The 13,139-nt window shown below is 70.5% G+C and carries 14 protein-coding genes; 10 read left to right on the top strand and 4 right to left on the bottom strand.

Going from position 1 to position 13,139, the window contains the following annotated elements; translation table 11 throughout:
• Nucleotides 1–64 precede the first annotated feature (64 nt).
• Entirely contained in the window at nucleotides 65–847 is a 783-nt protein-coding gene (locus tag ASE44_RS16885; RefSeq protein ID WP_082456191.1) for an HNH endonuclease family protein, read from the bottom strand.
• Between the two features lie 282 nt (nucleotides 848–1,129).
• Between ASE44_RS16885 and fdhA the strand changes: the two genes are divergently transcribed.
• The 9 genes from fdhA (at nucleotide 1,130) to ASE44_RS16840 (ending at nucleotide 7,721) form a co-directional block, all read left to right on the top strand.
• Complete coding sequence (gene fdhA, locus ASE44_RS16880) at nucleotides 1,130–2,350, top strand: formaldehyde dehydrogenase, glutathione-independent (RefSeq protein WP_056782310.1); 1,221 nt, start codon at nucleotides 1,130–1,132, stop codon at nucleotides 2,348–2,350.
• Nucleotides 2,351–2,643: 293 nt separating this feature from the next.
• Nucleotides 2,644–3,681: a helix-turn-helix transcriptional regulator gene (locus tag ASE44_RS16875; RefSeq protein ID WP_056782062.1), complete on the top strand. Its 1,038-nt coding sequence runs from the start codon at nucleotides 2,644–2,646 to the stop codon at nucleotides 3,679–3,681.
• A 172-nt stretch (nucleotides 3,682–3,853) separates the two neighbouring features.
• A complete protein-coding gene (locus tag ASE44_RS16870; protein WP_056011060.1) occupies nucleotides 3,854–4,273 on the top strand; it encodes an Asp23/Gls24 family envelope stress response protein in 420 nt (139 codons plus the stop codon).
• Nucleotides 4,270–4,458, top strand: coding sequence for a DUF2273 domain-containing protein (locus ASE44_RS16865; protein WP_056011063.1), 189 nt, complete (start codon nucleotides 4,270–4,272; stop codon nucleotides 4,456–4,458). Before ASE44_RS16870 ends, ASE44_RS16865 begins: the two co-directional genes overlap by 4 nt.
• On the top strand, nucleotides 4,455–4,808 hold the full coding sequence (locus ASE44_RS16860) for a hypothetical protein (protein WP_056011066.1): 354 nt from the start codon (nucleotides 4,455–4,457) through the stop codon (nucleotides 4,806–4,808). Before ASE44_RS16865 ends, ASE44_RS16860 begins: the two co-directional genes overlap by 4 nt.
• Complete coding sequence (locus ASE44_RS16855; protein ID WP_056782060.1) at nucleotides 4,805–5,380, top strand: hypothetical protein; 576 nt, start codon at nucleotides 4,805–4,807, stop codon at nucleotides 5,378–5,380. The genes ASE44_RS16860 and ASE44_RS16855 overlap by 4 nt, the downstream gene beginning before the upstream one ends.
• Entirely contained in the window at nucleotides 5,380–5,982 is a 603-nt protein-coding gene (locus ASE44_RS16850; protein ID WP_056782058.1) for a hypothetical protein, read from the top strand. The genes ASE44_RS16855 and ASE44_RS16850 overlap by 1 nt, the downstream gene beginning before the upstream one ends.
• A 93-nt stretch (nucleotides 5,983–6,075) precedes the next feature.
• Nucleotides 6,076–7,278, top strand: a complete 1,203-nt coding sequence (locus ASE44_RS16845; RefSeq protein ID WP_056782056.1) for an Asp23/Gls24 family envelope stress response protein — start codon at nucleotides 6,076–6,078, stop codon at nucleotides 7,276–7,278.
• A gap of 26 nt (nucleotides 7,279–7,304) precedes the next feature.
• The gene (locus ASE44_RS16840) at nucleotides 7,305–7,721 is read left to right on the top strand and encodes a hypothetical protein (protein ID WP_056782054.1); all 417 of its coding nucleotides are present in this window, start codon (nucleotides 7,305–7,307) and stop codon (nucleotides 7,719–7,721) included.
• 71 nt (nucleotides 7,722–7,792) lie between these two features.
• Here ASE44_RS16840 and ASE44_RS16835 read toward each other — a convergent pair whose 3' ends face one another.
• The 3 genes from ASE44_RS16835 to ASE44_RS16825 all read right to left on the bottom strand — a co-directional run bounded on the left by ASE44_RS16835 (nucleotide 7,793) and on the right by ASE44_RS16825 (nucleotide 11,364).
• Complete coding sequence (locus tag ASE44_RS16835; RefSeq protein ID WP_056782053.1) at nucleotides 7,793–8,083, bottom strand: DUF1905 domain-containing protein; 291 nt, start codon at nucleotides 8,081–8,083, stop codon at nucleotides 7,793–7,795.
• 277 nt (nucleotides 8,084–8,360) lie between these two features.
• Entirely contained in the window at nucleotides 8,361–9,896 is a 1,536-nt protein-coding gene (locus tag ASE44_RS16830) for a CoA-acylating methylmalonate-semialdehyde dehydrogenase (RefSeq protein WP_056782052.1), read from the bottom strand.
• A gap of 109 nt (nucleotides 9,897–10,005) precedes the next feature.
• Entirely contained in the window at nucleotides 10,006–11,364 is a 1,359-nt protein-coding gene (locus ASE44_RS16825) for an aspartate aminotransferase family protein (protein ID WP_082456190.1), read from the bottom strand.
• 26 nt (nucleotides 11,365–11,390) lie between these two features.
• Here ASE44_RS16825 and ASE44_RS16820 point away from each other — a divergent pair, with 26 nt between their 5' ends.
• Nucleotides 11,391–12,953 carry a PucR family transcriptional regulator gene (locus tag ASE44_RS16820; RefSeq protein ID WP_056782050.1) on the top strand — a complete coding sequence of 521 codons (1,563 nt, stop codon included), beginning with the start codon at nucleotides 11,391–11,393 and terminating at the stop codon, nucleotides 12,951–12,953.
• Nucleotides 12,954–13,139: the final 186 nt, after the last annotated feature.

Below are 13,139 nucleotides of genomic sequence, written 5' to 3'. Positions count from 1 at the left end.
GGAATCGCGCGAAGCGTCCTGCTCTCGTGCATTCGTCCTGTTCTCGTGGCGCGGGCGGGCGCGGCTACGCGCCGCAGGTGCCCAGGGTGCTGGTCAGCTCCTGGCGATCGGCGTCGTCGAGCGTGAGGTCGTAGGCCATCAGCACGAGCACGAACCTGGCCGCATACTCGCAGTGCGAGGCGGCGGCCGGCGGCATCCAGTCGCCGGGACCGGAGTCCGACTTCGACGAGTTCGTGGCACCGTCCACGGCCTGCAGGTTGATCGGATCGTTCGCGAACTGCTCCCGCTGCTCCGGCGTCCACGCGTTCCCGCCATGCCGCCAGCCCCACGCCAACGGCACGACGTGATCGATCTGCACCAGCTGGCTCGACCGCTCACCACGCTGGAAATCGATCGTCGTCCCCGTATACAGGTCGTGCAGGACACCGGTGAGGACGACGCAGTCGCGGGTGCCCGGCTTGAACGTGACCCCGACGAGGTCGCGCGCGAGCACGTCGTTGCGGGTGTCGCAGCCGTTGCGGTCGACGTCGGCCCACCGCTGACCGAACAGCTCCCGGTCGTAACCGGTCGCCACCCGGGAGGCGGTGTCGACGTCGGCGAGCGCGTCCTCGACCGCCGACCCCGAGACGACCAGCTGCCCGGACGCGTCGACGACCGCGAACCCGGCCGCCTCGAGGGAGGCACGGGCGCTCGGGCTGACCGGCGCGGGGGTGGGCGCCGCGGACGACAGCGACGGCGATGGCGACGCGACACCGCCGAACACCGTCCCGCCGCCGAGCTGCGTGGCGACGAGGACCACGACTGCCGCCAGCAGGGCGACGAGCAACGCCACAGGAGTCTTCTTCATGCTGGGTGTTCTCCTCGGGGTTGCGCCTTCTCAGCGTAGAGGTGGGTGCTGACACGGAGATGGTGGGCGCCCTTCGACAAGCTCAGGGACCGGGGGGTCGGGATTCGGGACCAGGCCCTTCGACAAGGCTCAGGGACCGGGGTCGCGCCCTTCGACAAGCTCAGGGACAAGGGCCCCGACAAGCTCAGGGACCACGGGGCCTGCCGCTGCGGACGAGAGCGGGATAGGGTCATGCAGACACAGGGTGCCCCACACCGGGCGCCCGCGATCAAGGAGGATCACGTGTCAGGTAACAGAGCCGTCGCCTACAAAGCAGCCGGAGTCGTCGAGGTCATCGACATCGACTATCCCACCTTCGAATTGAAGGACGGACCGGGGGTGAACCCGGCCAACGTCGGTCGGAAGGTCCCGCACGGTGCGATCCTGCGAACGGTCGCGACGAACATCTGCGGCTCCGACCAACACATGGTCCGCGGTCGCACCACCGCACCGCCGAACCTCGTCCTCGGACACGAGATCACCGGTGAAGTGGTCGAGGTCGGACCCGACGTCGAGTTCATCAAGGTCGGCGACATCGTCTCCGTCCCGTTCAACATCGCCTGCGGCCGCTGTCGCAACTGCAAGGAACGCAAGACCGGCATCTGCCTGAACGTGAACCCCGACCGCCCCGGCAGTGCCTACGGTTACGTCGACATGGGTGGTTGGGTCGGCGGCCAGGCCGAGTTCGTGCTCGTGCCCTACGCCGACTGGAACCTCCTGAAGTTCCCCGATCGCGACCAGGCGCTCGAGAAGATCATGGACCTCACCATGCTGTCCGACATCTTCCCGACCGGCTTCCACGGTGCCGTCACGGCAGGCGTCGGCGTCGGATCGACCGTCTACGTCGCGGGTGCCGGCCCCGTCGGCCTCGCAGCGGCGACCGGGGCCATGCTGCTCGGTGCCGCAGCCGTCATCGTCGGCGACATGAACGCCGACCGGCTGGCCCAGGCCCGGAGCTTCGGCTGCGAGACCGTCGACCTCACCAAGGGCGAACCGGGGGAGCAGATCGAACAGATCCTCGGCGTCCCCGAGGTCGACTGCGCGGTCGACGCCGTCGGCTTCGAGGCCCGCGGCCACGGCGGTGACGCCGGCCATGAAGCCCCGGCGACCGTACTGAACTCGCTCATGGACATCACGGCGGCCGGTGGAGCCCTCGGCATCCCCGGGCTCTACGTGACGGGCGACCCGGGCGGCATCGACGAGGCCGCGAAGAAGGGCGCACTCTCCCTGAGCCTCGGCACGGGTTGGGCGAAGTCGCTGTCGTTCACCACCGGTCAGTGCCCGGTCATGAAGTACAACCACGGCCTCATGATGGCGATCCTCCACGACAAGGTCCATATCGCGAAGAACGTGAACGCCACCGCGATCACCCTCGAGGACGCCCCGCGCGGGTACGCGGAGTTCGACGCGGGGGCCGCGCAGAAGTACGTGCTCAACCCGAACGGCTACCTCGACGCCGCGTAGGCGGCACGGCCGCGACCGCTCCTGAGCGAGAGCGGTCCGCCGCCCGTACACCCGATCCGCCCTCCGGCCACCGTGCCGGAGGGCGGATTCGCGTTGTCACCGGGAGATCTCGACTACTGGTTTTTCGCCGGCACACGTCCTGCAGGGCATCCGCAACAGCGTTGTCTGACGAACAGCTGTGTGAACCGTGAGATTCCCTCCTCACGGTCCGTCTCTCCAATGACGCGGAACACCGGCGGGGCCTTGGGGCCCGTCCCGCGGCGAAGAGATCCCCATCACGCACAAGGACGACCATGCACCACTCCTTCCTCGCACCAGAAGCAGACCCGGAGCGCGAATCCGACATCACCGGCACCATGCTCGGCAGCACGAGCAGCTCGGTGTCGACGGTGCCGATCCGCAAGGTCACCGTCAGCGGCGACGACCCCGCGACCGCGCGCCAGAACTACGAGCGCGCCTACGACGGCAGCCGCTTCACCGTCACCCGCGGTACCGAGCCGTTCTCGTTCCAGTGGGTGTCGATCGGCGACGACCGTGTCTCGCTCCGCACGGCGACGATGAATGGTCACGTCACCGGGGAGACCCCTGGGTTGACGGACTACGTGGTCTCCTGGGTGCAGACCGGCGGCGGATGGATCGTGCGACGTGACGGACAGCGGATGGAGATCCCGCGATCCCCGTTCGTCCTGCCGTTCCACCGGCCGTACACGGTGCACCTCACCCCGCACCGGCAGAACTCCGTGGTCTTCGCACCCGCGTATCTCGAGGACCTCGCGACGGAGATCCACGCCGGCCCGAGTCAGCAGCTGTCCTTCGACCTCGAGGCGACGCCGACCACTGCGGCGATCGAACGCTGGCGGACGGCGCTGAACGCCTCCACCCCGGTGCTCACCGACGAGGCCGCCCCACCGTTGCTGCGGATGAACGCCCAGCGACCCCTCGCGCTCGCCCTCCTGCAGCTCGCCCCGTGGGCGGTGTTCGACCTGCCTGAGACGCTCCGCGAACCCTCCATGGCCCGCACCCGCCTCGCGGTCGAATACCTGCACCACCACGCGGCGGAGCCGATCACGCCCGCCGACGCCGCGAGGGCCGCGGGCCTCCACACCCGCACCCTGCAACTGCACTGCCGCCGCGAACTCGGCATGTCGCCGACCGCCTACCTGCGCGACATCCGACTCGGCCGGACGAGGAGCGACCTGGCCGCGAGCGCCCCGCAGGACACCACCGTCGGTGAGGTGGCCCGGAAGTGGGGCTTCTCCCACCTCGGACGCTTCTCCTCGGCGTACCGCACGCGGTTCGGCGAGAGCCCGAGCCAGACGCTTCGCGGCTGAGCCAGGGCCTCGCCGCCCGAATATCCAGAAAATGAGTGCTTCGCTCGGAAATCGCCCGCGACCGTGAGCTTCGGCCGTGACGAGCAGTCTCATAGATGTCGCCCGGTACACGGGCACCGCAGCCGGACCCCCGACTGTGCAACCGCACCACCAGCCACGAAGGAGCAACACCATGTCGAACACCACCGACACCGCCACCCACGCCGCCACCACCTCCACCGGCAAGAACGTCATCGCCGACGGCGTCGTCCAGAAGGTCGCCGGCATCGCCGCCCGTGAGGTCCCCGGCGTGCACGACCTCGGTGGCGGAGCGGCCCGTGCCATCGGTGCGATCCGCAACGCGATCAACGCGCAGGACCGCGGCCAGGGCGTCAACGTCGAGGTCGGCGAGAAGCAGGTCGCCGCCGACATCGTGATCGTCGCCGAGTACCCCGTCGACCTCCAGCGCGTCGCCGACGACGTCCGTCGCAGCGTCACCGACGCCATCGCCAACGTCGTGGGCATGGACGTCACCGAGGTCAACGTGACCGTCTCCGACGTCCACATCCCGTCCGACGACGACAACGACGCTGACGAGAGCCGCGTCCAGTGAGCACGACCGACCGTGGCATCCTCGTCGGTGCCGTCCTCGCGCTCGCAGCCGTGGCCTTCGGCTTCTGGGCGATGATCCTCGTCGCCCTGTTCATGCTGATCGGGTTCGGCATCGGACGCGTGCTCGAGGGCAAGCTGGACCTGCGCGGCGTCGCCGACGCGCTCCGCGGGCGGCGGTCGTCGTGACCGCGGCGGTGGCGGCCGAACAGGCCGTGCATGGTCGCAACACGATCAGCTCCCGCGCCGTGCGTCGCGTCGTGTCTGCCGTCACCGCGGAGGAACTCGGTGTGCGGGCGTCGGAGGTCTCGGTCGAGCTCTCCGACGCCCACGGGGCCCTCACGGTCACCGCGAGCACGCCCATCCACGTGTCGCCGCTCGGCACCGACGCCCGCACGTCGGGAACAGTGCTCGAACGCCTGGCACGAGCACAGACCAGCATCCGTGAGCGGTGCCTGAGCCTGACCGGATCGACCATCGGACGCGTCGATCTCCACATCACGGGCGCGAAGCTCGAAGAACGAAGGAGGGTGTTGTGAGCACCCAAGCCCTGTACCGCCGTGCGGTGCGTCGCGAGACGCACTCGCCGCGGTCCGCCCTCGCGATCACGATCGCCATCGTGCTCGCGCTCGTCCTCGCCTGGCTCGGCACGGAGTCGGTGCTGGCCGCGATCGGGCAGCAGCCGCTCCTCGTCGCACCGAAGGACATCGTCACCGCGGTGTTGACGGCGGCGACGGCTCCGGCCCCGCTGCTCGTCGCCATCGGTGTCGTCGCGGCGATCGTCGGGTTCATCCTGATCGTCCTGTCGCTGGCACCCGCCCGCCAGGGTCGCCGTGGATCGATCGCCGACCGCACCGCGACCGTCGTGGACGACCGGGTGATCGCCCAGTCGCTCGCCCGCGTCGCCTCCTACGCCGGCGACATCGACCCCTCGCAGGTCAACGTCAGCGTCGGTGCCCGCAGCGCCCGCGTCGACGTGACGCCGACGAGCGGTCGCCGTGTCGACCAGCGCGAGATCCAGCAGGCGGTGGACGCGGAGGTCGCATCCTACGACTTCCGGCCCGCCCTCCGGGTGAAGGTCAAGCTCAACGAACAGGGAACGGTGGCCTGATGAACTCGACGAACCGATTCCTCAACCGCTTCTTCATCCTCGTCGTCGGACTCGTCGTCCTGGCGGCCGGTGCAGCGCTCTCCGTGGGCGCGCTCCTGCCGGACGTGCAGCGCACGATCAGCGAGAACGCCGAGCGCGCCGTCGGCCCGACCACCGACACGATGGACGCCCAGCCGTGGATCCTCTGGGTCGCTGCTGCAGCCGCCGTGCTCCTCATCGTCATCCTGCTGTGGTTCGTGCTCCGTCAGGGTCGCGGCCACACCGGGACGCTGCTGCAGGTCGACGAGCAGCCCGCCAAGGGCACCCCGACGGGCGGTCGCGTCATCCTCGACGTGAAGCTCGCCGAGCAGGTCCTCGAGGAGGCCATCGGGCGCAACCCCGACGTCGTCGCGGTGGACGTGACCGGCTTCCGGATCCGCAAGCAGACGGCCCTGCGGCTCACCGCCCACGCCCGCCGTGGTGCCTCGCCGATGGAGCTGCGCCGCGACATCGAGGCCGCCATCCACGAGTGGGACGGTGCCCTCGGGACGTCCACCCCGGTGGTCGTCCAGATCGTCAGCGGACTCCGCACCCGCCTCGCGAGCACCAACCGGGTCGTCTGACCCACCGCTCCGCGGCACCGCCGTGGCAGCCCGAACCGACAGCAGCATGACCGCAGGACCGATGCGCCGCCGACGCGGCGCGAGGAGGATCGCATGAGCGACGACACGAAGCACCCGGATCAGCAGCACATCCCCACGCCGGCCGAGGTCCGCGCCGAGCACCCGACGGTGCTCGTGCCCGCCCACGGTGACGACGAGGTGCGCCGCATCGAGTCGCACGACGGTGAGCCTCCGGCGGCGGCGGCGAAGCCCGCGTCGAGCTCGGTGTCGGTCCCCGCGGTGGAGCCCATGGCCGAGCCGGCCGAGCCGAGCGCACCGGTCGTGGAGATTGACTCCGGTCGCCGACGTGAGCAGGAGCAGGACGAGCTCGCGCAGGTCATCGCCGCCACCGCTGAGACGGTCCCCGGTGTTCACGCGCTCGGCTCCCCGACGGCGCGTGCCGTCGACAGCGCCAGGACCCGGCTGCTCGGACGCACCTCCGTCCCGGGGGTCAACGTGCTCGCCGACGACGACGTGCTGAACGTCGAGGTCTCGTTGGTCGCCGAGTACCCGGCGAGCGTCGAGGAGGTCGCGGACACCGTTCGCGCCGACATCGCCTCGGTGCTGGAAGCGCGTCACTCGGGGCCGGTCGACATCGACATCACCGTCACCGACGTGCACGGCCCGTTCGATCCGGCCGACCCGGACCCGGGCGAGCTGATCGACGGCGCGACCGCCGCCATCGACGACGCGAAGGCGAAGACGGGCGAGGCGATCGGTGCCGCTGGCGACGCCGCCGGGAAGGCGCTCGACTCGGCGAAGGCCACAGCCTCCGATGCTGCCGACGCCGCCCGCGCCGGTGCCGCGAACGTGGCCGATGCCGCTGGCGACGCGCTCGAAGGGCTGTCGAAGCAGCCGCCGAAGTCCGCTGACGATGCCGCGGTAACCGTGTCGGACGGCGAGGTTCCGGTCGCCGATGCACCGACCGACACCACCGTGGTCGCCGTTCCGGTCGCGGACGCACCCGCAGCGGACGACGACGCGATCATCGCGGACGCGCCGGCTGCCACCGGCCAGGTGGAACCGGCGACCGACGGCGATCTGCCGGAGGACCTCTCCGAGGCAGCCCAGAAGCTCGCGGAAGCCGCCGACGCGCTCGCGGAGGTCGCCGAGGAGGTGACGCGCGGCGTCGACCCGAGCCCCGCCGACGCGGACGCCGACTCAGGAACCGACGCGGGCGCGACGGCTCCCGCCGCCGCCCCTGAATCCGCGTCGACGACGGATCCGGAGCAGCCCTCCCGTTCCCCCAAGCACTGACCGGTACCAGCGAACGGAGAACCGTCATGCCCCTCTTCAGCCGAACCCGGTCCTACGGGGCCAGCCGTCCGCGACCGCGTGCCGTCTGGGCTGCCGCGATCACCGGCGTCGTCCTCGTGGTGCTCGTGGTCGTCGGAGTGCTCATCCCGATCCTCGGTCTCATCGGCGCTGCCGACGGTGCGACGGTCGGGGCGCTCAACGTGCCTGTCGGGAGCATCATCGCCGCGCTCCTCGTCGGCTACATCCTCGCACTGCTGCTGCTCCTCGGCTGTGTCCGCAGTCGCAACGGTGCGCTGTCGTGGGTGCTGGCGGTCGCCGCGGTCATCTCGGCGCTGCTCGTGTCGCTGTGGCCGCTGCTCGCGGTCGCGATCGCCGGCGTCGATCAGGCGTCCGACATCGTCCCCTTCATCCAGGACCTCATCGGGCGGGTCACCGGCAACTGATCACCGGAGATCCGCGCGGCAGCAGGATGTCCTCCCTCAGGATCTCCTGCTGTCACGCGGATCTCCTGGTGTCAGCTCAGCCGGCGGCTGAGGTGCACCTCGACCGCGTCGCCGATCTCCTTGCCGAGCCGCTTGCGGAGTTTGGCGCTGATGGAGAGCATGTGCCCGCCGGTGCCGGTGGGCATGAGGCCGACGTTCGGGACCTCGACGCCGTCGACGGTCGCGTCGACCCGCACGGTCTTGCCGCTGCCGAAGAACTCGGCGGAGCCCGGCATCTCGACGCAGGACCAGACGTCACCCTTCACGTCGACGCCGATCGGCGCGGTGAAGGTGTGGTCGAGCTCGATCGGTTCGATGGCCATCGGTGGTGCTCCCTGCTCCTGGGGACCCGGCCATTGTCGCGGCTCCCGCGCCACCCGGCAACCATGGTCACCGGCCGTGACCCGACCACCGGTCCCTGAGCTTGTCGAAGGGCGCCCCGCCTACCAGTCCCGCCCTTCGACAAGCTCAGGGACCGCCCGTCTACAGGCTCAGGAACCGCCCTTCGCCAAGCTCAGAAACCGCGTATCGACGGGCCTCCGGAAACCGCTCGACCCCTCGGCAGGCTCGTGGCGAGCGCTGCCGAGGGGCCGGGGGACCTCAGTTCTGGGGGAAGCCGAGGTTGATGCCGCCGTGGGAGGGGTCGAGCCAGCGGGCGGTGATGGCCTTCTGCTGGGTGAAGAACCGCACACCCTCGGCGCCGTGAGCCTTGGTGTCGCCGAACAGGGAGTCCTTCCAGCCGCCGAAGGAGAACGTGGCGACCGGGACGGGGATGGGCACGTTGATGCCGATCATGCCGACCTGGATCTCGTTCTGGAACCGCCTGGCTGCGCCGCCGTCGTTGGTGAAGATCGCGGTCCCGTTGCCGAACGCGCCACCGTTGATGAGGGCGACGCCTTCCTCGTAGGACTGCACGCGCACGACGGCAAGGACGGGTCCGAAGATCTCCTCCGTGTAGACCTTGGACGTCGTGGGGACGTGGTCGATGAGGGTGGGGCCGAGCCAGAACCCGTTCGGGTCGCCGTCGATGGGCGTGTTGCGGCCGTCCACGACGATCGTCGCACCGTCGGCCTCGGCGATGTCGAGGTAGGAAGCGACCTTGTCGCGGTGCACCTTCGTCACCAGCGGTCCCATGTCGCAGTTCCGACGCCCGTCACCGATCCGCAGCGTCGCCGCACGCTCGGCGATCTTCGCGATGAGTTCGTCCGCGACCGGTTCGACGGCCACGACCACCGAGATGGCCATGCACCGTTCCCCGGCGGAGCCGAAGCCTGCGTTGATGGCGGAGTCGGCGACGAGGTCGAGGTCGGCGTCCGGCAGGACGAGCATGTGGTTCTTCGCCCCGCCGAGGGCCTGGACCCGCTTGCCGTGAGCGGTGCCGGTCTCGTACACGTACTTCGCGATCGGCGTGGAGCCGACGAAGGAGATCGCGCGGACCTCCGGGTGGGTGAGGAGCCCGTCGACGGCCTCCTTGTCACCGTTCAGCACCGTGAACACGCCGTCGGGGAGCCCGGCCTCTTTCCAGAGCTTCGCGAGCCAGATCGCCGCGGACGGGTCCTTCTCGCTCGGCTTCAGCACGACCGTGTTCCCCGCCGCGATGGCGATGGGGAAGAACCACATCGGCACCATCGCTGGAAAGTTGAACGGCGAGATGATCCCGACGACCCCGAGCGGCTGCTTCGTGGAGTACACGTCGACCCCGGTCGAGACCTGCTCCGAGAACTCGCCCTTCAGGTGGTGCGCGAGGCCGGTCGCGAACTCGACGACCTCCTGCCCGCGGGTGATCTCACCCAGCGCGTCGGAGACGACCTTGCCGTGCTCGGCCGTGATGATCTCCGCCAGCTCACCCTTCTTCGCCTCCAGCAGCTCACGGAATCTGAAGACGATCTGCTGACGCTTCGCGAGCGGCAGGTCACGCCAGGCAGGGAAGGCGGCGGCGGCGGACGCGACCGCGCGGTCGATCTCCGCCTGGTTCGCGAGCGCGACGTGCTTGGTGGCGACACCGAGCGCCGGGTCGTAGACGGGGGCGGTGCGGCCCGAGTCGGACGGGGCCTCAGCGCCGTCGATCCAGTGCGGGACGACCGGCAGCGAGCCGGACTCGGTGGTCGTGGTCTCGGTGGTGGCGGTGGTGGTCATGCGGAGTGCTCCTGAAGATCGTCGGCTGCAGCGGTGGGGGTGTCGTGGGGGACGGGCGTCGGCGCGGGGAGTCCCGACACCTGGTCCCAGAACGGTTCCGGCTCGCCGGTCACGCGCGCAGCTCCGTGAGTGCGCTGTCGATGATCGCGACGCCGGTGGCGACCTCGTCCGGGGTCACGACCGCCGGCGGCACGACGTGGATCCGGTTCTCGCTGATGAACGGCAGGAGGCCCGCCTCCATGAGGGAGGACTTGAACCGGCCCATGTCGGCGGCGGCGAGCGGGGCGCGCGTCTCGGGGTCCTCGACGAGCTCCACCGCCCAGAACACGCCGCTGCCGCGGACCTCGCCGATGACGTCGTGTCGCTCGGCGAGGGCGTGCAGGGCCGGCCCGAGGTGGTCGGTGCCGATCGTCTTCGCGTGCTCGACGACGCCCTCCTCGGCCATCGCCGTCAGCGTCGCGACGACACTCGCCGACGCGAGCGGGTGGCCGGAATAGGTGAGGCCACCGGGGAACACCTGGTCGTCGAAGTGGTGCGCGATCTCCGCCGACACGATGACGCCGCCGAGCGGGACGTAGCCGGAGTTGACGCCCTTCGCGAAGGTGATGAGGTCCGGTCGCACGTCGAAGGCGTCGAACGCGAACCACTCGCCGGTGCGGGCGAAGCCGGCCATGACCTCGTCGAGGATGAGCATGATGCCGTAGCGGTCGGCGATCGCCCGGACGCCCGCGAGGTAGCCGGGCGGCGGGGTCAGGACACCGGCCGTGCCGGGGATCGTCTCGAGGAGGATCGCGGCGATCGAGCCGGGGCCCTCGGCCTGCACCGTGCGCTCGAGGTGACGCAGCGCGCGCTCCGACTCCTCCTCCGGCGTCGTCGCCCAGAACTCGGTGCGGTAGAGGTATGGGCCGAACACGTGCACGTGACCGCGTGCGTACTCGTTGGGGATGCGGCGCCAGTCGCCCGTCGCGACGATGGCCGCGCCCGTGTTGCCGTGGTACGAGCGGTAGGTCGAGATGACCTTGTCGCGACCGGTGGCGATGCGGGCCATGCGGATCGCGTTCTCGTTGGCGTCGGCGCCGCCGTTGGTGAAGAAGACCTTCTCGAAGCCGTCGGGTGCCCGATCGAGGATGAGCCGAGCGGCCTCGGCCCGCGTCGCGTTGGCGGCCGCGGGGGCGATCGTCGTGAGCTGGGCGGCCTGCTCCTGGATGGCCGCGACCACCTTCGGGTGCTGGTAGCCGAGGTTCACGTTGACGAGCTGGCTGGAGAAGTCGAGGTACCGCCGGCCGTCGTGGTCCCAGACGGTGCTGCCGAGCCCGCCCGCGATGGGGAGCGGGTTGAGCGTGCTCTGGGCGGACCAGGAGTGGAGGACGCGCTGGGTGTCGGCGTCGCGCACGGTGGCGTTGTCGAGGCCTGCGAGGAAGTCGTTGATCACCCCTGCAGCCTGGCAACCGGCGACGCCCGTGTACATGTCGAATCCAGTGATAGGTTCGGCTCATGTCCACGCAACCCGTGATCGGCGGCGAGGCCGGTCGCGTCCACACCGGCGTCACGTTGCGCATCCTCATGGCCCAGCCGGTGTTCAAGCTCACGCTGCTCGTCGAGGGCGACGCCGCCGACCTCGATCGCGAGATCGCCTGGGTCCACAACTCCGACCTCGGCGACCCGACCCCGTGGCTCGAGGCCGAGCAGCTCCTCCTGACCGACGGCGCCCAGTTCGCCGGGTCGATGAGCGAGGAGCTGGCCGACCGCCGCACCGACGAGTACGTCCGCCGCCTGGTGGCGCGGGGGGTCGTCGCGCTCGGATTCGCGACGGGGATCATCCACGCCGATGTCCCGCAGCGCCTCATCGACGCCTGCATCCGTCACCGGTTCACGCTGCTCGAGGTGGGCGAGCGGACGCCGTTCATCGGGATCATCCGCTTCGTCGCCGATGCGGTCGCGGCTGCGCGGGTCGCATCGTTGGAGTGGTCGCTCGCCGCCCAGCGCGCGGTCGCGAGGGCGGCGCTCCGACCCGACGGGCTCACCGCGATCCTGGAGGAGCTCGGGCAGCAGCTCGACTGCTGGGTCGCCCTGTACGACGCGCTCGGCAACCGCGTGGTGACGAGGACGCGGGAGCCGGTGCCCGAGGGCGTCGAGGCCGCGGTGGCGGACGTGCTCCGACGCGGGTCGCGCGCGGGCCTGCACCTCGGCGAGGGCGCGGACGGCGCGACCCTGCTGACGCTCGGCCGACGCGGCGAGCTGCGGGGCATCCTCGCCGTCGGGTCCCGCGTGCCGCTCGACAACGCCGAGCACGACCTCGTGTCGAGCGTCATCGGCCTGGCGAGCATCGCGCTGGAACAGCACAGCGCCCTCGACCTCGCGCGCCGTCAGCTGCGCTCGGGGCTGCTCGAACTCCTGCTGTCCGGCGACCACGCCGTCGCCGAGCGCACGGCCGCCAGGCTCTGGGGGCCGCTCCCGCCCGACCCGATCCGCGTCGCCGTCGTCGACATCCCGCCGGGGGAGCTCGGGTTCCTCTCCGAACTCGACGTCCAGGCCGCCGCCCACGGGGGCAAGCTGTTCTTCGCCGAGCAGGACGCACGCATCGTCATCGTGTCGAGCGACGCGGACACCGGGCTGTGGAGCGGGGTCGTCGGCCGGCACGCGCTCGCCGGCGGGGTGTCTGCGGTGACCACGTGGGCGGCGGTGAGCGACGGGCTCGCCGAGGCGACCCGCGCTCGCGCCTCGGCCGGCGAGACGCCGCGGCTCGTGCGGTACGAGGCGCTCGCGGAACAGGGGCTGCTCGGGTTGCTGAGTGCCTCGGGTGGTTCGGTGCTCGCGAACCGGTTGCTCGAACCGCTCGGACGGTTGGGCGAGGACGCGCGTGCGACGCACCTCGAGACGGCACGCGTGTGGTTGGAGGCGAACTGCGTGACCGACCAGGCCGCAGGCCGCCTGGGCGTCCACCGGCAGACGCTGCGTGCACGCATCGCGACACTCGAGCGGCTCCTCGACCTCGACCTCTCGCGCTTCGCCGACCGCACCGAGCTCTGGAGTGCGCTCCAACTCGCCGAGCGCTGACGCCGCACTTCGACAAGCTCAGTGACCGGAGGTGGTGGGGTGTCGAGACCGGTTGCCGGCCGCTGAGCCCCACCAACCCGGTCCCTGAGCCCCACCAATCCGGTCCCTGAGCTTGTCGAAGGGCAGCACCGAGGACGGGCTGCACGTCGACAAGCTCAGTGACCGGGGCGCTCAGTGACCGATTAC

It is taken from the genome of Plantibacter sp. Leaf1 (genome assembly GCF_001421315.1).
In the GTDB taxonomy this organism is placed as follows: domain Bacteria; phylum Actinomycetota; class Actinomycetes; order Actinomycetales; family Microbacteriaceae; genus Plantibacter.
This window is presented reverse-complemented; position numbering and strand designations above follow the sequence as displayed.